The organism is Zhongshania antarctica (assembly GCF_014202945.1).
Classification (GTDB): domain Bacteria; phylum Pseudomonadota; class Gammaproteobacteria; order Pseudomonadales; family Spongiibacteraceae; genus Spongiibacter; species Spongiibacter antarcticus.
This window is the reverse complement of sequence record NZ_JACHHW010000008.1, coordinates 144,630-168,521: the sequence shown is the minus strand read 5'-3', so window position 1 is coordinate 168,521 and position 23,892 is coordinate 144,630. Positions and strand designations below refer to the sequence as shown.

Here is a 23,892-nt window from a genome sequence, read left to right as displayed (position 1 = left end):
TCAGAATTCAAACCGGATAATAGCGGCACTTTACCGCAAGTTACTGGCAAATCAGATGAAAAAATACCACCTCTATGGAATTGGCGCCGCCTTGGTCGATACCGAAATCGAAATTAACGACGCAGAATTGCAATCCCTCGGCGTGGAAAAAGGCCTGATGACCCTCGTCGATGCCGCCCGTCAACAGGAACTCTTGGACAAGCTCAGCGGCCATATGGTTCACGCCAAACTCGCCAGTGGCGGTTCCGCCTGTAACAGTATTGTCGCTGCGGGCTATTTTGGCGCCAACAATTACTATTCCTGCAAAGTGGCAAACGACGAACACGGCCACTTCTTTATGAACGACATTAAAGCCGCTGGGGTAGATGCTGATTTTAACAGCGCCAAGGCCAATGGCATTACCGGTAAATGCCTCGTATTAGTCAGCCCAGACGCCGAACGCAGTATGAACACCAATCTCGGGATTAGCGAAACCCTTGCGGTAAGCGAGATCAATGAAGCAGCTCTCGCCGCCTCTACGTATTTTTACATGGAAGGCTATCTGGTCACCTCCGACAGTGGTCGCGCCGCCGCCATTGCAGGACGCGAAATCGCCGAGCGCAATAAGGTTAAAACCGCGCTGAGCTTTTCAGACCCGGGGATGGTCAGCTTCTTCCGCGACGGCTTAAAGGACATGCTGGGCAATGGTGTAGACCTGATTTTTTGCAACGAAGCCGAGGCATTGGGCTGGGCCAACAGCGAGTCTTTAGACGAAGCCGTTGCCGCACTGAAACGCGTTGCCAAGACCTTCGCCATCACCCTCGGTGCCAAAGGCGCACTGGTGTTTGACGGCGAACAATTGCATGAAATTTCAGGCCATAAGGTCACTGCGGTAGACACCAACGGCGCGGGCGATATGTTTGCTGGCGCGTTTCTCTACGGCATTACCAACGGGTACAGCTACGCCAAGGCCGGCGCACTGGCTAGCCGCGCTGCCGCCGAGGTAGTATCCCAATACGGTCCACGCCTACGCGGGCCGCGACATCAGGAATTACTCAGCGAGTTAAATCGCTAAGCACTCCCTTGCTAGGCTGTCTCAGGCGCTTTCGCGTCGAGAACGCCTAGCGCCATAAAGCTAAGACCTTGAAATCCCCGCCTTCTGACCACATATCAGCGTTATGACTTGCTGTATTTGGATTCCCCATGAGCGCTAGCCCTTCGCTACAACTGATTTGCCCAAACTGCGCCGTGATTAACCGCGTACCCGAATCACGTATTGCCGATGCTCCGGTGTGCGGCAAGTGCAAGGCGCTATTGCTCGACGGCAAGGTCGTAAACGCCAGCGATGCGAATTTTAATCGTTATATTCAACAAAGCGGCCTGCCGGTGCTGGTGGATTTTTGGGCGCCCTGGTGCGGCCCCTGCCGCTCATTTGCGCCGGTGTATAGTGAACTTGCCGCCGAAATGCCCGCCCATGTCAGCTTTCTTAAACTCGACACTGAAGCCAATCAGAACACCGCTGCCCAGTTTCAAATCCGCTCGATCCCCACGCTAATTCTATTTCATCGTGGCCGGGAAATTACTCGGCTGTCTGGTGCGCTACCCAAGGGACAATTCAAGCAGTGGCTAAATCAGCAGCTGGCAACTTTATAGGCCATGAGTTGGCGCCCACCCAGCACGTTGCAAGCATAAAAAAAGGCGGAGCAATTAACGCATCCGCCTTCTTTAACTCAGATAATACGTGTTAGTTTTTCCGCAAGAACCCTACCAACTTAGGGTCTTCAAACATGCTATTAAGCACTTCAACCACAAGGCCATTAACCAGCTCGGCATTGTGAGACTCGCTTGGCGCGTTAAAGAACTTCTGCTTCCGCTTCACTCGGTAGCGGCCTTCATAACGCTCATTACCGCGACTAGCAACCACATTTACCACAGCTAACATATCCATGTCATAACCAACGCCGTCTTCTTTCGGGTGGTTATAGACCAGAGATTCAAAAATCACATGGAGATCTGCCGTGTCGGCACGCAGACTGTCGGTATCGTAGCCCATTGTTGCCATGTGCTTAGCCAAGGGTTTTTCAACCGCCAAAGACAAATCGTTGGCAATGGTCACCACTGAGGTTTCACGGTATGTACCACCGCGACTGCCCAGCACCTTGTTTTGACGCTGGTCACTGACCCTGACATGAACAGGGCTGTTATTGCCCATACGCGCAGTGGGCGCCGAAAATTTTGGGCTCAATTGAATCGCTTGTGGACTAGAGGCGCAGGCCGTAAGCCACACGCTGGCGGCGAGCACACAGGTTTTAAGTAAAGTAGAGTAAACCATCATTTATCCTTGAGATAACAAGTCACGTAAATCAGTTATAGCACCATTGGCGCGGCTAATATAAGACGCCATCACCAGTGAATGGTTGGCTAAAAACCCAAAACCACTGCCATTGAGAACCATTGGGCTGAACATTGCCTGTTGGGTTCCCTCTAGTTCACGAATTATTTGTCGCAAACTCACACTCGCATTTTTATTGGCCAATACATCGGCAAAATCCACCTCGACCGCCTTCAGGAAGCAAATCAGCGCCCAAGCCGTGCCGCGGGATTCGTAAAATACATTATCAATTTCCAGCCATGGGGTTTTTATCTGCAACTCAGTCGATGCCGGCGTAGACTGCCGTGCATTGGCGTCGTTGGCTAAATCAGTGTTCAAACGCGGCCGCCCAACACTGGCACTCAAGCGCTGCGACAAGCTCCCTAAACGCGACTCCACGCCTGCCAGCCAATAGCGCAGATTATCGGCGCGGGCGTAAAACTGGGCCTGAGGCTGATCTACATCAGCCAAGCGGCTGCGATAAGCCTTAAGGAATTTAATGCCCTGCCGGTATTCCGACTCAGAAGCGGGTACCGCCCAGCTATTATTAGAGAAGCTGAAGCGCGGCTCGGCCTTGGCCAAGTCGCCATCTTCTTGGGATTGCGACTGCGAGCGACTAAAGTTCTCGCGCATGGCGCGGCTCAGGTCTCTAACCTGAATGAGCACTCCGTATTCCCACGCAGGCATATCGTCCATAAAAATGCCTGGCGGGCTTATATCATTACTAATAAAACCGCCCGGCTTGTCGAGCAATGTTTCAGTAACATCAATTAATGCTGAGGTTGTTGCGCTGCCAATAACACCCATTTTGGCGTCTTTTTGCAGATACTGGGTATTGGGTATATCCGGCGTAAAGCTCCAATACACACCAAATATCATCACAATCACGAGATAGACTGGCACGACAACGGCAGCGATTTTTAATGCAAGCCCATTGCCGAGCCAGTCTTGCGCACTCTCTTTGGCCCTAGCGACTAGGTCTTTTATCTTTTCAATCATTAGTGCATTCCTGTGTGTTCAGTCGGGCTCATTGTGGAGCTAGATGTGGTGTTTGCGCTGGGCGCGGGTTTGAGCACACTAATTACCGGCGCATCAATGGCAAGAATTTCACCTTCAGCGGTTTTAAGGGTAAATTTCACCCGGTCACCGTCTGCCAGCGGTCTTGTTAAATTAATTAACATTAAATGGTAGGCGCCGGGCGCAAAAACAAACTCGCCGTTGGCCGGCGCGGTGACCGCATCCTCGCGCTGCATCGACATCATGCCATTACGATGCTGATGACCATGTATTTCCAAGCGCTCGGCGGCATCACTATCACCGGCCACAATCCGAACCTCTTGACCACGGTGATTGTGCACACTAAAAAACGCCGCCGTATTGCGTTGGCTTGGCGGCAAGCCACGCACATAGGCGTTTTCTACCGTAATTTGATCGGGCTGAGCCTGTAGTACAGCGCTGAATAACAGCGCGGCCAAGCCGCCAACACTCATCCACTTACAACTCACAAACCCTCCAATACGCCGCCGCTTGCTTTTCGGCGACACAATTATTCGAACAACATAGCCTGAACTTAACCCTTCCGAGCAATACCTGTAAACTCGCTAGCAATGTGAACTTCAGCATCGAAACAACTAATTATGGCGTATCATAACGCCACCACAGCAGTGATTGTATTTATGAAACCACTTTTATTATCGCTTATTTTTCTGGTCTTCGGTGTCAACGCCCATAGTCAGGATTTTTTTAATGCCACGCCGCAAAGCTTTGGCGACAGCAATCCTAGCTTTTTGCCCGTGGAACAGGCCTACCAATCAGACCTCCAGTGGAATAACGATAATTTATTGCTTGGCTGGCAAATAACCGAGGGCTATTACCTCTATCGCGAGCGTTTCCAGCTAAGCGCCAGCGTTGATGGCAAGCCTGCGGCGATTAGTACCCGCTTTGAACCCGGCAAAGTCAAACAAGACCCTTATTTTGGCGAAACCGAAGTTTACTATCACAATACGTCTATCGCGATCAGCGATATACCCAGCCAACCCTTTACACTGAGCATTACCTCACAAGGCTGCGCCGATGCCGGGCTATGCTATCCGCCCCAAACCCAGCACTACCGTATTGATCCGATCAGCCAGCTAATTGAAAAAACGAGCGCGCCCAAGAAGATTAGCCCCCTGCCCGCCACCGCAGATGTACCAACACTTTGGCTCATCTTAATTTTTGCCGCACTCGGCGGTGCTATTCTCAATTTAATGCCCTGCGTCTTCCCGGTATTGGGCCTCAAGGTGCTGAGCTTCGCGAATGCCCGCAGCGGCAGTCCCGCCAGCCACGGCATCGCGTACAGCGCTGGCGTGGTCTTGAGCTTTGTTGCGGTGGCCGGAGTATTAGTCGCGCTGCAACAAGCTGGGCAAGCCATCGGCTGGGGCTTTCAACTGCAAACACCGTGGTTTGTCGCCCTACTCGCCAGCCTGTTCTTTGTGCTGTCGCTGAACTTACTCGGTGTATTTGAGATTGGCGGCAGCTGGATGAATATAGGCGGCGACCTTAGTCGGCAATCGGGTTATAGCGGCAGTTTTTTCACTGGCGTGCTCGCCACCGTGGTCGCCAGTCCCTGCACAGCGCCCTTTATGGGCACGGCCGTGGGCTTTGCCGCCAGCCAAACACCCGCCATTTCACTGCTCGTGTTTGGCTTCATCGGTATCGGCATGGCACTGCCGGTGTTGTTGTTAACACTATTCCCCGCTGGCTTGCGTCGCCTTCCAAAACCGGGGCAATGGATGATCACGCTCCGCCAGCTACTCGCCTTCCCCCTACTCGCCACCGCCGTTTGGTTAAGCTGGGTGGTCGGTCGCCAAACCGGCGCGAACGGCATGGCACTTATTTTATCTGCCTGGCTGCTAATTGGTTTTGGTCTCTGGCTCTACAGGCAAGGCCTGGCGGCGAAAATACTGGCCATTGTCGCCTACATTGGGGCACTAAGCCTTATGCTGATCGGCCTCAACAAGCCGATTGAGAATAACGCTAATGTGACAGGCTTTGATAGCAGCCAAATTCAGCGCCTGCGCGAAAGCGGCCAAAATGTGTTTTTAGATGTTACCGCCGACTGGTGTATAACCTGCGCCGCCAATGAAGCGCTAGTGTTGCACACCGACACGATTCGCGCCGCCTTCATTCTTCACAATGTTCACTATGTCACAGCCGATTGGACGCGCTATGATCCTGCCATCACCCAACTGCTGGCCGATTACCAGCGCAACGGTATTCCACTCTATATATATTTCCCAGCCGATCTCTCTGCCAGCCCCATCGTCTTGCCGCAGGTCTTAAGCAAGTCCATGCTCCTTCGCTTGCTTGAAGAGTCAACTTAGAGCGATATTAGCCGTTTTCAGTGTTAGCACCGAAAACACTGGAGAGCACAAAATTCCGGCCATCTTCTGCAAACTTGCGGCTAACTGCACGCTATCTTAAAAAATTCACGGGATGCGTTGGACTCATAAAACCAAATAAGGCACAATCTGCGCATAACCTGAATTAAGCAATATAGCAGTGACCTATGGCATCGATACTCGTACTTCACGGCCCCAATCTCAACCTCCTCGGCAGTCGCGAACCCGGCGTTTACGGTAGCGCCACGCTTGCCGATATTGACACTAGGTTACAGCTATCCGCCAAGGCGGCCGGGCATCATTTGCAATCAATGCAAAGCAATGCCGAATACGAGCTAATTGAACGCATCCACTTGGCGCGCCCGGAAGGCATCAACTTTATTATTTTTAATCCCGCGGCCTTTACCCATACCAGTATTGCCCTGCGCGATGCCCTGCTGGCAGTAGACATCCCCTTTATTGAAGTGCACTTATCCAATGTGCACGCGCGGGACAGTTTTCGTCATCATTCCTATTTTTCAGATATTGCCCAGGGCGTCATCTGCGGCTTGGCTGCAGCAGGCTATGAATATGCCCTGCAAGCTGCAATAAGCCAGTTAAACGAATAACAAGACTAATCACTTCACTCACATTAAAGAGAGTTACTATGGATATTAGAAAAGTAAAAAAGCTTATCGAGTTACTCGAAGAATCGAATATCGACGAGCTCGAGATTAAAGAAGGCGAAGAGTCTGTGCGCATCAGCCGCAACAGCGCCGCCAAAGGCATGATGGCGCCGCAGTATATGCAACAGCCAATGCAATACGCGCCACAGCCAGCGGCCCCAGCACCGGCCGCTGCAGCAGCTCCAGTTGAAGCGCAAGGCCCAAGCGGTCATTTAATCAAGTCGCCCATGGTCGGTACGTTCTACCGCTCACCTTCACCGTCTTCACCCGCCTTTGTTGAAGTTGGTCAGCACGTCAAAGCTGGCGATGTCATCTGCATCGTTGAAGCCATGAAAATGATGAACCAAATTGAAGCAGACAAGTCTGGCGTAATCGAGGCCATTTTGGTTGACGACGCTGAGCCCGTGGAATTTGACCAGCCCTTGATCACCATTGTGTAACACCGGCATAACTACGATCAAAGCACCAAAAGAGGAATTGATTCCAAATGCTTAAAAAAGTCGTCATTGCCAACCGTGGTGAAATTGCCCTGCGGATTTTGCGCGCCTGCAAAGAATTGGGTATTAAAACGGTAGCAGTGCACTCAGCCGCTGACCGCGACCTGATGCATGTCCGCCTAGCTGACGAGTCCGTGTGTATTGGCCCCGCGCCATCGACCGCGAGCTATCTCAATATTCCAGCCATTATCAGCGCCGCCGAAGTTACCGACGCCGTCGCCATTCATCCCGGCTACGGTTTTCTCGCCGAGAACGCCGACTTCGCAGAACAAGTTGAAAAGAGTGGTTTTGTCTTTATCGGCCCCACGCCCGACCTTATTCGCATGATGGGCGACAAGGTTTCTGCGATAAAAGCCATGAAAAAGGCCGGTGTACCAACCGTACCTGGCTCAGATGGCCCGATCACCGACGATAATGAACACACTTTAAAGGTAGCCAAGCGCATCGGTTACCCGGTCATCATTAAAGCAGCTGCTGGCGGCGGCGGTCGCGGTATGCGAGTAGTTCATAGCGAGGCAGCGCTGCTCAATGCAGTTTATGTCACGCAATCCGAAGCCAGCGCCGCCTTTGGCGATGGCACGGTATATATTGAGAAATTTCTCGAAAACCCCCGCCACGTCGAGATCCAAGTTTTGGCCGACGGCCAAGGAAGCGCTATTCACCTAGGCGACCGCGACTGCTCTTTGCAACGTCGTCACCAGAAGGTATTAGAAGAAGCGCCAGCACCGGGTATTCCCGACGAGATTCGCGCCCAAGTCGCCAAGTCTTGTGTTGATGCCTGTATTGCCATTAATTACCGTGGCGCGGGCACCTTCGAATTCCTCTACGAAAACGGCCAATTCTTCTTTATCGAGATGAATACCCGTATTCAGGTTGAGCACCCTGTCAGCGAAATGGTAACCGGTGTCGATCTTATCAAGCAGCAGCTCTTAATTGCTGGCGGCGAGAAGCTGTCCCTTACTCAGGACGACATCAAAATCAAAGGCCACGCCTTTGAGTGCCGGATAAATGCCGAAGATCCCAAAACCTTTATGCCCTGCCCAGGTTTGATTAAGCACTACCATGCGCCGGGTGGCCTAGGCGTACGGGTCGACTCGCACCTTTACAGCGGTTACACCGTCCCCCCTCATTACGACTCGATGATCGCCAAAATCATCACCTGGGGAGACAATCGCGAAATCGCCCTTGCCCGTATGCGCAATGCATTAGACGAGCTGGTGGTAGACGGCATTCGCACCAACACCGACTTACATCGGGACTTGGTCCGCGATGCCGCATTCCGCGAAGGCGGCGTGAGTATTCACTACCTAGAAAAGAAGCTTAAACTGTAAAATAGTTTAAACTGCACACTCAAAAGGGGCTTCGGCCCCTTTTTTACATTCTGCCGATATCATTAAATTTCAAAAAGAGTTAGCCCTATGACATGGTTACAACTGCGCCTAGACACCAACCCAGCCTCTGCGCCAGCACTAGAAGACGCCTTGCTAGAAATAGGCGCCGCCGCCGTGACCATGGAAGACAACGCCGACCAACCTGTGTACGAGCCCGGCGTAGGTGAAACCCCCATGTGGCAACAAACTCGGGTAACAGGCCTGTTCACCGCTGACACTGACATGGATGCTATCCTCGTCGCCCTAGAAACCCAATTTGGCAAAGCCCTGCCACCCCACCGCAGTGAAATACTGGAAGACCGCGACTGGGTCCGAGAGTGGATGGACAGCTACCACCCTATTCAGTGCGGCGAGCGCCTTTGGATTTGCCCAAGCTGGCGAGAGCCAGTAGACCCCAGCGCAGTAAATCTACTACTCGACCCCGGCCTCGCCTTTGGCACCGGCACCCACCCCACCACCTGGTTGTGCATGCAATGGCTAGACCAGCAAAATCTCAGCGGCTTAACCGTTATCGACTACGGCTGCGGCTCAGGCATTTTAGGTATTGCAGCGTTACTACTCGGTGCCAAAAGGGTCATTGCCATCGATAACGACCCTCAAGCACTGCTCGCAACCCGCGACAATGCCCAGCGCAATAATATTGACGACGACCGTATCGACTGCCTGCTCCCAGAGCAAATCCCCAGCAATTTGCACGGTGATGTGATGATCGCAAATATTCTTGCCGGCCCCCTAATCTCTCTGGCGCCGAATTTAGCGGCGGCGCTAAGCCCTGAGGCACCGATTTGCCTATCAGGTATTCTCAACAGCCAAGCCGAAGAATTGCTGACCTGCTACCGACAGTGGTTTAATGCGCTAGAACTGAATGCCAAGGACGAATGGGTCCGCATTAACGGCAAAAAGAAACCCTAAACCACTTAAGCACATTGAGCTCATGCCTACCGAACACCAAGCACCGACTGACGTAGTCGAAAGCGTGTCATGCCCGCAATGCATGACGCGCTTTCGACTCAAATCCCAACAACTACACGCCGCTGGCGGCTTAGTGCGTTGTGGCGTGTGCATGAGCATTTTCAATGCGGCAACGGGAAACACGCCAAAAGCGCATTTATCCGCCGCCGAGCCACAGCAAACCGCACTCGAGCCTGCCGAGACGAGCCACACTGAAAGTGACACTACCGCAGACTCCCCCCTAGACCTTATTGCCGGTTTAAGCACTCTAAACCATGACTTTGAACACCATCGCCCGCGTCACCAGCCCCGACGCTGGCCTTGGCTGATGGCGAATTTCATTGCCCTACTGGCACTGGCCGGGCAAATTGCACTCTGGCAAAAGGACGCTGTATTCGCCAGCCCCGCTGGTGACTATTTACAGCAGCTATGCCCACTGCACCCGCTACTGTGCGAGAACAAAGCGCCAGAAGCGCGCCAACTGGGCGACGTAGTGAGTACCCACCTTCTGGTTCGCAAACACCCTAGCGTGGCCAACGCACTTATTGTCGATACTATTTTATTAAATCGCAGTGCCGAGCCAAGCCCCTTCCCAGCCCTGAAGCTGCACTTTAGCGACATAAATGGCCAAACCCTTGCCAGCAGGGTGTTTCAACCCCGCGAGTACCTGGCTGGAGAACTCAATGCGCTGTCAGATCTCGCCAGCCAGCAACCGGTGCACATTGCGCTAGAAATCGTTGACCCCGGCTCCACCGCCGTGAACTACCAGTTACAGCTGCTGCCGTAAAGCCCCATTTGTGCACTTCTTTCACACTCAGAGTTGGTTATTTTCTGAGCGCAAGGCTTCCGGTGAAGTCAGCAAACGAGTATCATAGCTGCCCTGTTTTCCCACTGTTAAGCACCCTTTTTTTTCAGGCATGGCGATGATCCAGATTGGTCCTCACAAGCTTCCTGCTCGCGCTGTATTGGCGCCGATGGCAGGAATTACTGACCTGCCCTTTCGCAGATTATGCCGGCAATTTGGCGCTGGCTTAACCGTGTCGGAAATGGTGATTAGCGACACGCAACTTTGGCATACTCGCAAAAGTCATTTACGCCTAGCTCACGACGACAATACACCCCGCGCGGTACAAATTGCCGGTGCCGAGCCAGCCATGATGGCGGAAGCCGCAAGAAGTTGCATGGAGATGGGCGCCGATATCATTGATATCAATATGGGCTGCCCAGCGAAAAAAGTGTGTAAGCGGGCCGCAGGTTCAGCTTTATTAAAAGAGCCTGAACTGGTTGAGCAAATACTCAAAGCAGTGATTGCGGCAGTAGATATTCCAGTGACATTAAAAATTCGCACTGGGTGGTCACCGGACCAGCGCAATGGCCTAGCCATTGCGGAGCTTGCTCAGGATTGCGGTATTAGCTCACTCGCAGTGCATGGTCGTACTCGACAATGCCGATATTTGGGTATGGCCGAGTACGATACGATTGCCGCGATTAAGCAGGCGATTAGCATACCCGTATTCGCCAATGGTGATATCACCAGTGCCGAGCAAGCTAAATATGTACTGGATTACACCGGCGCCGACGGCGTAATGATCGGGCGTGGCGCGCAGGGTAAACCATGGTTATTCCGTGAAATAGCCAGCTACTTGAACACCGGAATTCTGGCACCGGCCGCGACCACAGCAGAAGTACAAGCAGTTATGCTGAGCCACCTCAGCGCGCTACATCATTTTTATGGGGAACAGAACGGCCTGCGAATCGCGCGTAAACATTGCGCATGGTATTTGCAGGAGCACGACGCCAACACTGGCTTTCGCAGTGAATTCAATCGCCTTGAATCTGCCAGTGCACAACTAGATGCTGTACATCGCTACTTTGAACAGCACGGCCAAACTCTACAGGACGCAGCAGCATGAACTTAACCAGCACCGACACCGCAGTGATGACCGAGGTCAGCGCCAACCCAACGCCCTCGGCAGACGATATTAGCAAAGCAAAAACCTTGCGTGACAGTGTCGCCATAGCCCTCAACAACTACCTGACCAATCTTGACGGACAGGACGTTTGCGATGTTTACAATATGGTTTTATCGGAGGTAGAAGCACCACTACTCGAAGAAGTAATGCGCTACACCCGCAATAACCAAACCCGCGCATCGCAAATGCTGGGATTGAATCGCGGCACCTTACGAAAAAAGCTCAAACAATATGATCTCTTGTAATTGGCTGCTCTGAACACCAATTTCAGTACACTTTTTTAAACCTTAAGGTAACACTCTCTGCATGACTACTGACAATCAGGCCCGTCCCGTAAAGCGCGCACTCATCAGCGTTTCCGACAAATCCGGCATTGTTGAATTCGCTCGCGAACTCAGCAAACTCGGTGTTGAATTACTCTCTACTGGCGGTACGTTTGCCCTGCTTAAGCAGAATGACATCGCAGTGACCGAAGTATCCGATTACACCGGTTTCCCCGAAATGATGGATGGCCGCGTTAAGACCTTGCACCCCAAGGTACACGGCGGCATTCTCGGTCGTCGAGGCATTGATGACGGCATTATGGTCGAGCACGGCATCGATGCGATCGACATGGTTATTGTTAATCTTTACCCCTTCGAAGCCACTGTAGCAAAACCCGGTTGCACCTTAGAAGACGCAGTAGAGAACATTGATATTGGCGGACCGACCATGGTTCGCGCTGCGGCAAAAAATCACCGCGACGTGGCCATTGTCGTTAATGCCACTGACTATCAAGTTATCCTAGATGAGCTGCAAGCCAGTAACGGCTGCACCCATCTCGACACCCGTTTTGACTTAGCCATTAAAGCCTACGAACACACCGCCGCTTATGACGGTATGATTGCCAATTACTTTGGTCGGCTGGTGCCCGGTGGCACTGAAAAATTCCCGCGCACGTTTAATAGCCAGTTCATTAAAGCCCAAGACATGCGCTACGGCGAAAACCCCCATCAGGATTCTGCGTTTTACGTTGAACGCCACCCCAGCGAAGCCTCTGTTGCCACCGCAACTCAGCTGCAAGGCAAAGCCCTGTCGTACAACAATATTGCCGACACCGACGCCGCGCTGGAATGTGTTAAGTCCTTTGTGAAGCCGGCCTGCGTTATTGTTAAACACGCCAACCCCTGCGGCGTCGCGGTCTCTTTGAACGGCATCGGCGAAGCTTACGACCTGGCCTTTGCCACTGACCCCGAGTCGGCATTTGGCGGTATTATCGCCTTTAACCGCGAACTCGACGCCGCCACTGCCAAAGCAATTTGCGATCGCCAGTTTGTTGAAGTCATTATTGCGCCTACCGTTAGCGAAGAAGCTGCGGCCATCATCGCCGAGAAGAAAAATCTGCGCCTACTTAGCTGTGGCCAGTGGGACAAGAGCAGCCCCGCCTTCGACTACAAACGCGTTAATGGCGGCCTGCTAGTACAAGATCGCGATCTGGGTATGATTACCGCCGCCGACCTTAAGATTGTGACCAAGCGCCAGCCCGAGCCCAGCGAAATAGACGATATGATCTTCGCTTGGAAGGTTGCTAAGTTCGTTAAATCCAATGCCATCGTCTACGCCAAGAACCGTCAGACCATCGGCGTAGGCGCTGGCCAAATGAGCCGCATCAACTCGGCCCGCATCGCAGCAATCAAAGCCGAGCACGCTGGCTTACAAGTGGCCGGAGCGGTCATGGCCTCTGACGCCTTCTTCCCCTTCCGGGACGGTTTGGATAATGCGGGCGCTGCCGGTATTAAATGTGTCATCCAGCCTGGCGGCTCAATTCGCGACGAAGAAGTGATCGCCGCTGCCGACGAATACGGCATTGCGATGGCGTTTACCGGTATGCGCCACTTCCGGCACTAATCGCGCAAGATGCTGGACGGGAGACGGGAGATGCAAAAGACACCTCGACCTCCCAATCCAGCCTTGAAATCAAATACAGACAAAGGAGTTTGAACGCCGATAGCGATGACAGACCTAGGTTTTGCGTCTCCCATCTCCCATCAAGCGTTCACCCAAGCATATGAATGTACTCATTATTGGCAACGGCGGCCGCGAACACGCGCTGGCGTGGAAGGTTGCTCAATCAGCACAAGTTGAAACCGTATTTGTAGCCCCCGGCAATGCCGGCACGGCTTTAGACAACAATATTGAAAATGTGGCAATTGCTATTGACGACTTTGCGGCGCTAGCAGACTTTGCCGAGAAGAATCAGGTAGGCCTTACCATCGTCGGCCCTGAAGCGCCCTTAGTCGAAGGCGTTGTTGATTTTTTCCAAGCCCGCAACTTACCGTGCTTTGGCCCCACCAAGGGCGCCGCGCAACTCGAAGGCTCCAAAGCCTTCACCAAAGACTTTCTCGCTCGTCACCAAATCCCCACTGGCAGCTACCAAAACTTTACCGAACTCGAACCCGCACTGGCGTATTTGCGTGAACAGGGTGCGCCGATTGTGGTTAAAGCCGATGGCCTCGCTGCCGGTAAAGGCGTAATCGTTGCCGAAACCCTAGCACAAGCCGAAGATGCCGTGCGCGACATGCTGTCTGGTAATGCCTTTGGCGACGCCGGTTGCCGCGTGGTTATTGAAGAGTTTCTAGAAGGCGAAGAAGCCAGCTTTATCGTGATGGTCGACGGCGAAAACATTCTCGCCATGGCCACCAGCCAAGACCACAAGCGAGTTGGCGACGGCGACACCGGCCCCAACACTGGCGGGATGGGCGCATACTCACCAGCCCCGGTCGTTACGCCAGAAATCCACCAGCGGGTAATGAATGAAGTTATCATTCCCACCGTGCGCGGTATGGCCAGCGAAGGTAATCGCTACACTGGATTTTTATATGCTGGGCTAATGATAAATGCTCAAGGCGAACCCAAAGTAATTGAATACAATTGCCGCTTCGGCGACCCCGAAACCCAGCCCATTATGCTGCGTTTAAAGTCAGATTTAGCGGCACTTTGCCTCGCTGCGATTGCCGGCAAACTTGATACCGTCACTGCTGACTGGGACTCCCGCCCAGCCGTCGGCGTGGTTCTGGCTGCGGGCGGCTACCCCAGCGATTACGCCAAGGGCGAGGTCATTACTGGCATTCCCGCAGAAACGGACTGCAGCAAGGTATTTCATGCCGGCACGCGCCTAGTCGACGGCAAGCTAGTCACCAACGGCGGCCGCGTACTGTGCGCCACCGCCATAGCCAGTAGCGTTGCCGATGCACAGCAGCTTGCCTACGCAGCAGCGAAACAGATAAAGTGGCGGGATGCATTCTATCGCAACGACATTGCCTACCGCGCCATCGACCGTAAATAAACCTCGGTCGTACCGCCGCCTGCGCCGCTTTCTGGGCTTGCTTTTGCTGTGCATTAGCGTTCCCAGCTTGGCGGCGCCAGTGCTCGTACTCGATTCAAGTCAAAACAACACAAACCTCGCGGGCTACACCGACGTTCTAATGGACCCGGACGCGCGCTATCGTATCGACGCTATCCAACAGCCAGAATTAAACACCCAGTTTCGGCCTAGCGGCATTGCTGACTTCCAGCTTTCTGGCGCCACCGGGCGCCTCTGGCTTCGCTTCACGCTACGCAATACCAGTAACGAAATCAGGCAACAGTTATTGCAGGTCCAACCAAGTAATGCCAAATATATTGAATTTTATACCCAGGGAGAAATCGTCGCGCCATTTCCATCAGGAAAGTTAATTCGCAGCGAGACCCTATTTGCCATCCCCATCGAGGCACACAGCCAAAGTACATTTTACCTGCGCATCGAGTCCCCTATTGCACGACGCATCACCATTGAATTACACAGCTATGCAAGCTTTCTTGGCCAGGTAAGTAAGCGAGAATTTATTAATGCCGCGTTCTACGGCATCTTAGTATTACTGCTGTTATTTAATCTTGTCAGTGCACTTTTGCACAAAGAGCGGCTTTTTATCTACCAAGCCCTGAATTGCGGGCTAATAATTATCTGCCAAATACTGGCATGGGGTTATATTGGCGAAGCTCAAGGATTTATGCCACCGTGGCAGGGTGCAACCTTAATAACCGCCTTACTGGCGATCTGCATCCTGGAGTTGCTCTACGCGCAAGGCTTTCCCGTATTTCCAATGAATCGCACTCATCGCTGGCCGGCTATTTTCCGGACAGCGATATTAGTGAATATCTTAGCCATCGCCATTAGTTTAATCAGTGACGGGCGCAGCGCCACTGTTCTTGTACACACACTAATACCCGCCAATGTTTTACTTTTATTTATCATGTCACTGCATTGCTACTTAGTCAGTTACAGCCGTTTGATTTTTTATTATTTAACTACTCGCACAGCAGTCATGTTACTTTACTCAGTAGCTCTGCTTAGCTACTTCCTAAACCTAAGCGATATACCCTTAATCAACACCGCGATGATAGCGCTGGCATCAGGTGCCGCCATCAGTCAAACGTGCTTATTATTTACTCGCCACCAACTACGCCAACGCAAGCAAGCGCAAGACGATCAGCACATTGCCGTCCTCGGTGAAGTGAATCGCGCCAAAACCGATATATTAGCCCGCATTACCCACGATATTCGCACCCCGCTAAGTGCCATGATCGGCGTAACAGAGCTGCTTAGTGACACGCGCTTAACCGCTAGCCAAGAGGACTATATCAGCACTTTACAGCGCTCTAGCCACGAACTGCTGCAGTTGCTGGATGAGGCCAGTCAGGCAGTGCGCTTTAGCGAAAGTGACGTTGAACTCAGCAACCAACTGATTAACTTACCCGAAATTATCGACGAGTCCCTCGCCGGGTTCCGCAATATTGCCGCTGAACAAGCCATTGAATTAATTTGTGATATTGACAGTGAGGTCAGAGAGCAACTCATCGGCGACCCATCGCGAATTCGGCAATTGCTATCCCACGTAATGAACAGTGCATTTGAACATTTTGAATCTGGCTATATTTTACTGAAAGTCTACCCATCAGAGACCAAAGCCGGACTGACTTATTTTGACCTAAGCCATCGCGGCAAGGCCTTCAGCACCCAAGAGAAACAAGCTCTAAGCCGCTCCATTAGCAATGATAGTAGTATCACTAACGCGCGATTTGCCATCGCCGCCCAGCTCATTAGCTTAATGCGAGGCCAAGTCAATGTCCGCACCTCACCAAACGGTGCTCACACTCTGAGCTTTTCCCTGTTACTTGGCGTGCCTAAAATTTCAGAGCAAAGCAGCACTGCTGGCACCGAGCTTCTCCAGGGTAAACGCCTGCTCGTTGTGGACGGCAACCAAACCTTTTGTAAGGTACTCAGCAAGCAGTGCAGCACCTGGGGTATGCAAGTACTCACAGCAAACAGTGATAATGCCGCCGTAGCGATAGTGCGCAATCAGCTACTACTCAATGCGCCGATAGAAATTCTATTAATCGACCAAGCGCTCGCCGGAGGTGGTTTAAAGCTCGCTCAGCGAATATGCGATGACAGTCAAGCCGAAAATCAACAGCCCATCAGCCTGATGCTAGCCCACGCAAACATCAATTTTGATCGCGACGAATTACAAAACGCCGGTATTCGTCGCGTGCTGAGCAAACCGCTGAGCAGTGTCGCACTGCGCAGCGCGCTACTAGCTGAATGCCATTTCGACGCAAGTATTAATCATCGCTCGCCAGATCAATACAGTACTGACGCACTGAACTTGTCATCACTCAAATGCCTTATTGCCGAAGACAATCCAACCAACGCCCAAGTACTAACGCGCATGCTGAGCAGCCTAGGAATTGATGTACACCACGTTGGAAATGGGCAACAAGCATTGAACTCGTTTATTCGTGGTCGTTTCGACTTTGTGATTATGGATATTGAAATGCCAATCATGGACGGCGCTGAAGCAACGCGGCAAATTCGTCTATTCGAAGGCGAAGAAGGCCGTGAGCGCACCCCTATTTTTGGGCTAACGGCCAATTCCCTAGACGAACAGCGCGACAGCTATCTTCGAGCAGGAATGGATTTACACTTAGTCAAACCCATTCGCTTGTGGGAGCTCGCCGAAGCGATCAAACGCTGGACGGGCTACCAACACACCAAAACAACCGTGAGCACGCCACAGGCACCGGCACCGGCACCGCAATAGCGAAAGTGGCGTATAATGTCTGACGGAGGATCAAAATGACCCGCGAATATTCCCTACTCGACCGCGCTATAATGAGCGCCGATCGCAGCTTAAAAACATTGGTGAAAGGCAGTGCAACGGCCAAGCGCAGCAATCCCAGCCACGCCCTGAATACTAGCCAAGGTGAAGAACAACAGCGCCGCCACGCTTCAGGACTAATGCGAATAAACCACACCGGAGAAGTCTGCGCCCAGGCCCTCTATCAAGGCCAGGCGCTCACCGCAAAAAATGCGGCCGTCAAAATTGCCATGGAACAAGCAGCCAATGAAGAAATTGACCACCTAGCGTGGTGCGAACAACGCCTGCAAGAACTCGGTAGTCACACCAGCCACCTCAACCCGCTCTTTTATATTGCCTCGTTTGCCATCGGCGCCGGCGCCGGCGCAATCAGCGACCGCATCAGCCTCGGCTTTGTCGCCGCCACGGAGGACCAAGTCTGTGCGCACCTGCGGGAACACCTTAAAACCTTACCCGAAGACGACCTAAAATCTCGCGCCATCATCACTCAAATGTTAGAAGACGAAGCAGCCCATGCCACAATGGCAATTGACGCGGGCGGACAAGTGTTCCCCGCGCCAGTGAAAAAGGCGATGAGTTTAATGGCGAAGGTGATGACAGGGAGTACGTATTACGTTTAAGTGTGGAAGCAAGTCGGACGTCGGGTGTCTGACGTCCGACGACCGACATCAGACGGTCCGCGCACTTATCGGCGGATGATAAATCATCTGCACCAAATTCCCATCGGGATCCAAACAGTAAAAACTACGGGCGCCATCGCGATGAGTGCGAGGCTCGGCCTTGATTGCAACGCCATTCTCGAGCAAAAAAGCATGCCAGGCATCGACGTCGTCTATGCGGTCAATGACAAAGCCTAAATGATCTAAGCGCTGCCCCGCTACAGGCCGCTCCCCGCCCTGATAGCGATGCAGAGCGAGGTTGTCGCAGCCGGAGCACAAATAAATATTATCGGGGTCCGGCTGCCACTCAACCGCCATACCTAATAGCTCGGTATAAAAATGCAGGGCTTCATCAAAGTTCGCTACAAACAGTGCAAGATGGCGCAAGCCTGCATGCGCATTAGGCCGATTTAACATAGCTATTCCTCGCCAGCGATCTCGTAGCTGTGACTTACATCGACACCGGCCGCTTCCATCATGATTGAGGCAGAGCAGTATTTTTCAGCTGAGAGCTCGACCGCGCGTTTAACATGAGCTTCCTTGAGGCCTTTACCGCTCACCACAAAATGCAGGTGAATTTTGGTAAACACCGCCGGTACGGCATCGGCACGTTCAGCTTCTAGCTCACAGCGACAATCCAATACATCTTGTCGCGATTTTTTAAGCATACTCATTACGTCAAAAGAGGCACAACCGCCCATACCAAGTAACAGCATCTCCATAGGGCGAACACCCATATTGCGACCGCCGTGATCTTCCGGGCCGTCCATGACGACCGAGTGGCCACTCCCCGATTCAGCCAAAAACATGGCACCGTCAACCCACTTCACTGTTGCTTTCATTCCGCCCTCTTTGCGACTTGTGTAAATTAGCCTAAGCTTACCACAGCCCCTAGTATTCAGGCTCGCCATCAACACCAAAGCAGGTCATACTTAGACCTGAAACACACGCATTGGACATTCTGCTAGATCAAGAGACCCCACAACCGTGCTGAACCCGCTAAAACCAGAAATTATAAATATAGAAGGCTTCTTAGCTCACTGCCACCGACGCCGCTACCCCAGTAAAAGCACCCTAATTTACGCTGGCGATGACAGTGACGCCTTGTTTTACATCACCGAAGGCTCCGTCACCGTCATCATAGAAGACAATGAAGGACGCGAAATGATTGTCGCCTATTTAAACAAAGGCGATTTTTTCGGTGAAATGGGCGTGTTTGATGAAGACAGCCCGAGTACACGCAGTGCATTAGTCAAAAGCCGCACCGAATGTGAAATCGCAGAAATCAGCTACAGCAAGTTCCGCGAACTCAGCGAACAGTATCCCGATATTTTATTAGCCCTGGGCCGACAAATGGCTAAGCGCTTGCGCTTAACTACCCGCAAAGTCGGCGATCTCGCCTTTTTAGACGTTACCGGCCGAGTCGCCCGAACTTTACTTGATCTTTGCAAACAGCCCGACGCAATGACTCACCCGGACGGTATGCAGATCAAAATTACCCGCCAAGAAATCGGCCGGATTGTGGGTTGTTCAAGAGAAATGGTTGGCCGTGTTTTGAAAACCCTAGAGGAACAGGGCTTAGTTAACGTGAAAGGTAAGACCATGGTCGTGTTTGGTACACGCTAGGTTTCGCCTAATGCTGGACGGGAGACGGGAGATGCAACAGCAAGTGCGGCCTTCCATCTTTCTCACGCGGAACAGGGTCGGCGGCAAAGCACCAGTCTTAGCGTTTGCCGTCTCCCATCCAGCGTTCAGCGGCCTCTCAGGTAAATAACTCAGCCAATTTCTCGCCCGGCTCGTCAGCGCGCATAAACGCTTCGCCCACCAAAAATGCATTCACACCTTTGCTGCGCATTGCCGCCACGTCTTCAGTGGTGTGAATACTGCTCTCGGTCACCACCAAAAATTCATCGCCGATATCAGCTAACAAATTGAACGTCGTTTCTAGCGTGGTTTCAAAAGTATGCAGATTACGATTATTAATGCCGATAAGACGGTTACCCAACGGTAAAGTACGCGCCAACTCTTCAGCGTTATGCACCTCAATCAATACATCCAAACCCAACTCAAGGGCCAATGCATTCAAGCTCGCCATGTCGGCGTCATTCAGTGCCGCAGCAATCAACAGAATGCAATCGGCGCCTATTGCTCGCGCCTCATAAACTTGATAAGGATCAACGATAAAGTCTTTACGAATTACCGGTAGCAAACACGCCGCTCGCGCCTGCTGAAGATAAGCTTCTGAGCCCTGAAAAAAGTCGGCATCGGTAAGCACTGATAAACACGCCGCACCACCGCGCTCGTAGCTAGCGGCAATCTCGGCAGGGTGAAAATCTTCGCGAATAACACCCTTGGAGGGCGAGGCCTTTTTAATCTCGGCAATCACTGCCGACTGCCCAGCCGCTAATTTCGCTTCCATTGCCCGAACAAAACCCCGAGGCGCCGAGGCTGTTTGAATTTGCTCTTTAAGCATGGCGATGGCAACGTTAGCGCTACGCTCAGCAACTTCTTCACGCTTACGATCAATAATTTTCTTTAAGATTGTTGGGGTATTTAATGACGAACTCATTTTTGTGATCCGCCAATTAAGCCCTGACTAAAGGCGGCTAGTTCACCCATTTTTTCTAGGGCTTGGCCACCGTGAATGGTGTCTTCAGCCAGCGCAACGCCATGCTTTAAGGTACTGGTGACGCCAGCAACATAGAGCGCCGCGCCCGCATTTAAGGCGATCATGTCGGCGGCCTTTTTGCCCGCCTCGGTACTGCGCTTGCCCAGGGCATCGCGAATCAGCGCCAAGGAGCCCGCGCTATCCGTTACGTCCAGACCAACAAGACTTTGGCTTTTAATTCCCACATCTTCAGGTGAGAGCAAATACTCCGTTATTTCGCCGTTTTTTAACTCGGCGACTTCGCTTGCGCAGGCCAAGCTAATCTCGTCTAAACCATCTTTGGCATGAACAACCATCACGTGCTCCGCACCTAAACGCTGTAGTACCTCAGCCAAGGGCCTGCACAGCTCGCTGCTAAACACACCCAAAACCAAGCGCGTCACGCCTGCTGGATTAGTAAGCGGTCCCAAAATATTAAAAATCGTGCGCTGGGCAATTTCGCGGCGAACGCCAATAGCGTATTTCATTGCGCTGTGGTGATTAACGGCAAACATAAAGCCAACACCCACCTCACGAATACAGCGCGCCACTTGCTCTGAGTTTAAATTGAGCTGAATACCCGCCGCTTCTAGTAGGTCTGCACTACCGCTTTTTGAGGACACCGAGCGATTACCATGCTTTGCCACATGCGCCCCCGCCGCCGCCACCACAAAAGTACTGGCCGAAGAGACATTAAATAAATTAGCACCGTCACCGCCGGTGCCAACAATATCAACCACATGCGCTAAACCGCTAATATCCACCGGCATCGCCAATTTGCGCATCACCCGCACCGCGCCCTCAATCTCATCGAGGCTTTCACTTTTCATACGCAGCGCAATAAGAAACGCCGCAATCTGGGCGTCGGTGCATTTCCCGGTCATGATGTCAGTCATCACCGCCGTCATCTCGTCAGTACTCAGACTTATGTTTTGCACCAGCCGCCCGAGGGCAGCGGTTATTGTCATGGCCGTCATACGCCGCGCTCCAAAAAGTTTTTAAACAATTCATGGCCCTGCTCAGACAAGATAGACTCGGGGTGAAACTGCACACCCTCAACATCGAGTGTCTTGTGACGCACGCCCATAATTTCATCGACACTACCGTCTTCGAGCTGTGTCCATGAGGTTATTTCCAAACAGTCTGGCAGACTGGCTCTGTCGATGACCAGCGAGTGATAGCGGGTTGCGACTAGGGGATTATGCAAACCGCTAAATACACCATTGCTGTGGTGATGCATCGGTGACGTCTTACCATGCATCACCTGCCTAGCCCGCACAATTTTGCCGCCAAACACCTGACCAATACTTTGATGCCCAAGACAAACACCGAGCACCGGAATCTTGCCGGCAAAGGCCTCGATTGCCGCCATGGAAATACCGGCTTCATTGGGTGTGCAGGGGCCGGGAGAAATCACGAGGTGCGTCGGCGCCAATGCCTGAATCTCCTCGATACTGATTTCATCATTGCGGACCACTTTGACGTCGGCGCCCAACTCAGCAAAATACTGCACAACGTTATAAGTAAAGGAGTCGTAATTATCGATCATTAATAACATTATGACGCCTCCACTTTATTGGCCACACCGCTCTGCACCATTGACGCCGCTTTAAATACCGCCCGCGCCTTATTCATTGTTTCTTTCCATTCCAGTCTAGGCTGAGAATCGGCAACAATGCCTGCGCCAGCCTGAATATGCAGCTGGCCATCTTTAATAACCGCGGTACGGATTGCTATGGCGGTATCCATATTGCCATTCCAGCTTAAATAGCCGACTGCGCCACCGTAGACACCACGCTTGACGGGTTCAAGCTCGTCAATGATCTCCATAGCTCGCACCTTGGGCGCGCCGCTCAAGGTGCCTGCCGGTAAGGTCGCGCGCAGTACATCCATGGCGGTAATATCATCACGCACTTGTGCGCGCACGTTCGAGACGATATGCATCACATGGGAATAACGCTCAACCACCATTTTATCGCTGAGCTCTACAGTACCGGTTTTGGCGACTCGGCCAGCGTCATTACGGCCTAAATCGATCAACATTAAATGCTCGGCAATTTCCTTGGGATCAGCGAGTAGCTCATTTTCAAGCGCTAAATCTTCCGCGTCGTTATGACCGCGGCGGCGGGTGCCAGCAATCGGCCGCACCGTGACTTCGCCGTCCTCCAAACGCGCCAATATTTCCGGTGAAGAACCAACAATATGGAAGTCTTCCAAGTTGAGGTAGTACATATAGGGCGACGGATTCAGATGGCGCAGAGCGCGATAAAAATTCAGCGGTGAGGCATCAAAAGGAATACTCAGGCGCTGAGACAAAACCACCTGCATAGTGTCACCAGCAAGAACGTAGTCGCGTACCTTTTCGACCACTTCTTTAAATTTATCCTCACCGAAACTAGAAACAAAATCTGTTTCAGCGACGCCATCGGCGCTCAGATTCAACTCCGGCAGCATAGGCGACAAGCCTCGCAACATCTGCGCATAGGAATCGAGACGTTCCTGAGCTTTGCCATAGGCCCCAGGATCACTAGGATCGGCATGGGTAATGATCTTAACGACGCCAGAAAGATTATCGAAAACCAATAATTCCTCAGACACCATCAACAAAATATCCGGTGTGCCCAACACATCGGGTGGCGTTGTCGCCATTAATTTAGGCTCAATATACCGCACACAATCGTAGGCAAAATAGCCGACCAAGCCACCATAAAACGCCGGAAGCTCATCCAAGTCTGGCACTTGATAGCGCGCCTGAAAGGCCTCGACAAAGGCCAGTGGGTCGTCACACTCGTGGGACTCGATTAATTTACCGTCACGATGCACCGTGACCGCTAAGCCTTCGGCACGCAAAACCGTACGCGCGCCGAGGCCGATAATTGAATAACGGCCCCATTTTTCGCCGCCGTGAACGGATTCAAACAGAAAACTGTAAGGCTCGGCAGCGAGCTTTAGATAGGCACTGAGGGGAGTATCGAGGTCGGCCAGCACATCGCGATAAACCGGAATACGGTTATAGCTTTGCTGCGCCAGTTCATTATATCGCTGGGCTTGCATGATAAATCCTTAAAAATGGTAGGTCGGTTTGCCAGTTTGCTTTTGCAATAGCTACCATCGCCATCGACGGCAATCACACAGCTGTGTTATGCGGGCCTTATGCACCATTTTCGTAAACTCATCACACCAAATTAGATTAAGCAGCA

The 23,892-nt window shown here is 52.3% G+C and carries 24 protein-coding genes; 15 read left to right on the top strand and 9 right to left on the bottom strand.

All coding sequences use genetic code 11. The features are described from left to right. Nucleotides 1-55 precede the first annotated feature (55 nt). Together HNQ57_RS14725 and trxC are read left to right on the top strand one after the other, a co-directional pair. A complete protein-coding gene (locus HNQ57_RS14725) occupies nucleotides 56-1,054 on the top strand; it encodes an adenosine kinase (RefSeq protein ID WP_184464248.1) in 999 nt (332 codons plus the stop codon). Between the two features lie 128 nt (nucleotides 1,055-1,182). After that, nucleotides 1,183-1,632: a thioredoxin TrxC gene (gene trxC / locus HNQ57_RS14720; RefSeq protein ID WP_184464247.1), complete on the top strand. Its 450-nt coding sequence runs from the start codon at nucleotides 1,183-1,185 to the stop codon at nucleotides 1,630-1,632. Between the two features lie 91 nt (nucleotides 1,633-1,723). Here the strand turns inward: trxC and HNQ57_RS14715 are convergent, their stop codons facing one another. The 3 genes from HNQ57_RS14715 to HNQ57_RS14705 are packed head-to-tail and all read right to left on the bottom strand — an operon-like array spanning nucleotide 1,724 to nucleotide 3,855. Then, nucleotides 1,724-2,314: a YajG family lipoprotein gene (locus tag HNQ57_RS14715; RefSeq protein ID WP_221301737.1), complete on the bottom strand. Its 591-nt coding sequence runs from the start codon at nucleotides 2,312-2,314 to the stop codon at nucleotides 1,724-1,726. Then, on the bottom strand, nucleotides 2,315-3,349 hold the full coding sequence (locus tag HNQ57_RS14710) for a DUF2333 family protein (RefSeq protein ID WP_184464244.1): 1,035 nt from the start codon (nucleotides 3,347-3,349) through the stop codon (nucleotides 2,315-2,317). It abuts the gene before it with no gap. Continuing rightward, on the bottom strand, nucleotides 3,349-3,855 hold the full coding sequence (locus tag HNQ57_RS14705) for a copper chaperone PCu(A)C (protein WP_226968247.1): 507 nt from the start codon (nucleotides 3,853-3,855) through the stop codon (nucleotides 3,349-3,351). Before HNQ57_RS14705 ends, HNQ57_RS14710 begins: the two co-directional genes overlap by 1 nt. 171 nt (nucleotides 3,856-4,026) lie before the next feature. On the opposite strand from HNQ57_RS14705, the gene HNQ57_RS14700 reads away from it, so the two are divergent. The 12 genes from HNQ57_RS14700 (at nucleotide 4,027) to coq7 (ending at nucleotide 18,006) form a co-directional block, all read left to right on the top strand. Further along, nucleotides 4,027-5,715: a protein-disulfide reductase DsbD family protein gene (locus HNQ57_RS14700; RefSeq protein ID WP_184464242.1), complete on the top strand. Its 1,689-nt coding sequence runs from the start codon at nucleotides 4,027-4,029 to the stop codon at nucleotides 5,713-5,715. A 185-nt stretch (nucleotides 5,716-5,900) separates the two neighbouring features. Next, nucleotides 5,901-6,341, top strand: coding sequence for a type II 3-dehydroquinate dehydratase (aroQ, locus tag HNQ57_RS14695; protein WP_184464240.1), 441 nt, complete (start codon nucleotides 5,901-5,903; stop codon nucleotides 6,339-6,341). A gap of 38 nt (nucleotides 6,342-6,379) precedes the next feature. Then, entirely contained in the window at nucleotides 6,380-6,838 is a 459-nt protein-coding gene (accB, locus tag HNQ57_RS14690) for an acetyl-CoA carboxylase biotin carboxyl carrier protein (RefSeq protein WP_184464238.1), read from the top strand. Between the two features lie 47 nt (nucleotides 6,839-6,885). Continuing rightward, a complete protein-coding gene (accC, locus tag HNQ57_RS14685) occupies nucleotides 6,886-8,226 on the top strand; it encodes an acetyl-CoA carboxylase biotin carboxylase subunit (protein WP_184464236.1) in 1,341 nt (446 codons plus the stop codon). Nucleotides 8,227-8,313: 87 nt separating this feature from the next. Beyond that, nucleotides 8,314-9,198 carry a 50S ribosomal protein L11 methyltransferase gene (gene prmA, locus HNQ57_RS14680; protein WP_184464234.1) on the top strand — a complete coding sequence of 295 codons (885 nt, stop codon included), beginning with the start codon at nucleotides 8,314-8,316 and terminating at the stop codon, nucleotides 9,196-9,198. 22 nt (nucleotides 9,199-9,220) lie between these two features. Then, the gene (locus tag HNQ57_RS14675; RefSeq protein ID WP_184464233.1) at nucleotides 9,221-10,024 is read left to right on the top strand and encodes a zinc-ribbon and DUF3426 domain-containing protein; all 804 of its coding nucleotides are present in this window, start codon (nucleotides 9,221-9,223) and stop codon (nucleotides 10,022-10,024) included. Nucleotides 10,025-10,160: 136 nt separating this feature from the next. Next, nucleotides 10,161-11,150, top strand: a complete 990-nt coding sequence (gene dusB, locus HNQ57_RS14670; RefSeq protein WP_221301736.1) for a tRNA dihydrouridine synthase DusB — start codon at nucleotides 10,161-10,163, stop codon at nucleotides 11,148-11,150. Nucleotides 11,151-11,176: 26 nt separating this feature from the next. Beyond that, nucleotides 11,177-11,455, top strand: coding sequence for a DNA-binding transcriptional regulator Fis (gene fis, locus HNQ57_RS14665; RefSeq protein ID WP_040802536.1), 279 nt, complete (start codon nucleotides 11,177-11,179; stop codon nucleotides 11,453-11,455). A gap of 61 nt (nucleotides 11,456-11,516) precedes the next feature. Next, the gene (gene purH, locus HNQ57_RS14660) at nucleotides 11,517-13,097 is read left to right on the top strand and encodes a bifunctional phosphoribosylaminoimidazolecarboxamide formyltransferase/IMP cyclohydrolase (RefSeq protein ID WP_184464228.1); all 1,581 of its coding nucleotides are present in this window, start codon (nucleotides 11,517-11,519) and stop codon (nucleotides 13,095-13,097) included. A gap of 160 nt (nucleotides 13,098-13,257) precedes the next feature. Next, entirely contained in the window at nucleotides 13,258-14,535 is a 1,278-nt protein-coding gene (gene purD, locus HNQ57_RS14655) for a phosphoribosylamine--glycine ligase (protein ID WP_184464227.1), read from the top strand. Next, nucleotides 14,486-17,329 (top strand): response regulator, encoded by a 2,844-nt coding sequence (locus HNQ57_RS14650; protein WP_184464225.1) that lies wholly within the window; start codon nucleotides 14,486-14,488, stop codon nucleotides 17,327-17,329. Before purD ends, HNQ57_RS14650 begins: the two co-directional genes overlap by 50 nt. A gap of 35 nt (nucleotides 17,330-17,364) precedes the next feature. Continuing rightward, entirely contained in the window at nucleotides 17,365-18,006 is a 642-nt protein-coding gene (gene coq7 / locus HNQ57_RS14645; RefSeq protein WP_221301735.1) for a 2-polyprenyl-3-methyl-6-methoxy-1,4-benzoquinone monooxygenase, read from the top strand. A gap of 48 nt (nucleotides 18,007-18,054) precedes the next feature. On the opposite strand, the gene HNQ57_RS14640 is transcribed toward coq7, so the two are convergent. After that, on the bottom strand, nucleotides 18,055-18,462 hold the full coding sequence (locus HNQ57_RS14640) for a VOC family protein (RefSeq protein ID WP_184464223.1): 408 nt from the start codon (nucleotides 18,460-18,462) through the stop codon (nucleotides 18,055-18,057). Between the two features lie 2 nt (nucleotides 18,463-18,464). Further along, complete coding sequence (locus HNQ57_RS14635; RefSeq protein WP_184464221.1) at nucleotides 18,465-18,887, bottom strand: OsmC family protein; 423 nt, start codon at nucleotides 18,885-18,887, stop codon at nucleotides 18,465-18,467. 145 nt (nucleotides 18,888-19,032) lie between these two features. On the opposite strand from HNQ57_RS14635, the gene crp reads away from it, so the two are divergent. Beyond that, the gene (gene crp, locus HNQ57_RS14630) at nucleotides 19,033-19,671 is read left to right on the top strand and encodes a cAMP-activated global transcriptional regulator CRP (RefSeq protein ID WP_184464219.1); all 639 of its coding nucleotides are present in this window, start codon (nucleotides 19,033-19,035) and stop codon (nucleotides 19,669-19,671) included. 136 nt (nucleotides 19,672-19,807) lie between these two features. Here the strand turns inward: crp and trpC are convergent, their stop codons facing one another. Genes trpC through trpE form a run of 4 tightly spaced genes read right to left on the bottom strand, consistent with a single transcriptional unit; the run spans nucleotide 19,808 to nucleotide 23,746 of the window. After that, complete coding sequence (gene trpC / locus HNQ57_RS14625) at nucleotides 19,808-20,614, bottom strand: indole-3-glycerol phosphate synthase TrpC (RefSeq protein WP_184464217.1); 807 nt, start codon at nucleotides 20,612-20,614, stop codon at nucleotides 19,808-19,810. Further along, on the bottom strand, nucleotides 20,611-21,660 hold the full coding sequence (gene trpD, locus HNQ57_RS14620) for an anthranilate phosphoribosyltransferase (RefSeq protein ID WP_184464310.1): 1,050 nt from the start codon (nucleotides 21,658-21,660) through the stop codon (nucleotides 20,611-20,613). The genes trpC and trpD overlap by 4 nt, the downstream gene beginning before the upstream one ends. A gap of 5 nt (nucleotides 21,661-21,665) precedes the next feature. Further along, complete coding sequence (locus tag HNQ57_RS14615) at nucleotides 21,666-22,250, bottom strand: aminodeoxychorismate/anthranilate synthase component II (RefSeq protein WP_184464216.1); 585 nt, start codon at nucleotides 22,248-22,250, stop codon at nucleotides 21,666-21,668. Then, a complete protein-coding gene (gene trpE, locus HNQ57_RS14610) occupies nucleotides 22,250-23,746 on the bottom strand; it encodes an anthranilate synthase component I (RefSeq protein ID WP_184464214.1) in 1,497 nt (498 codons plus the stop codon). The genes HNQ57_RS14615 and trpE overlap by 1 nt, the downstream gene beginning before the upstream one ends. Between the last annotated feature and the right edge of the window lie 146 nt (nucleotides 23,747-23,892).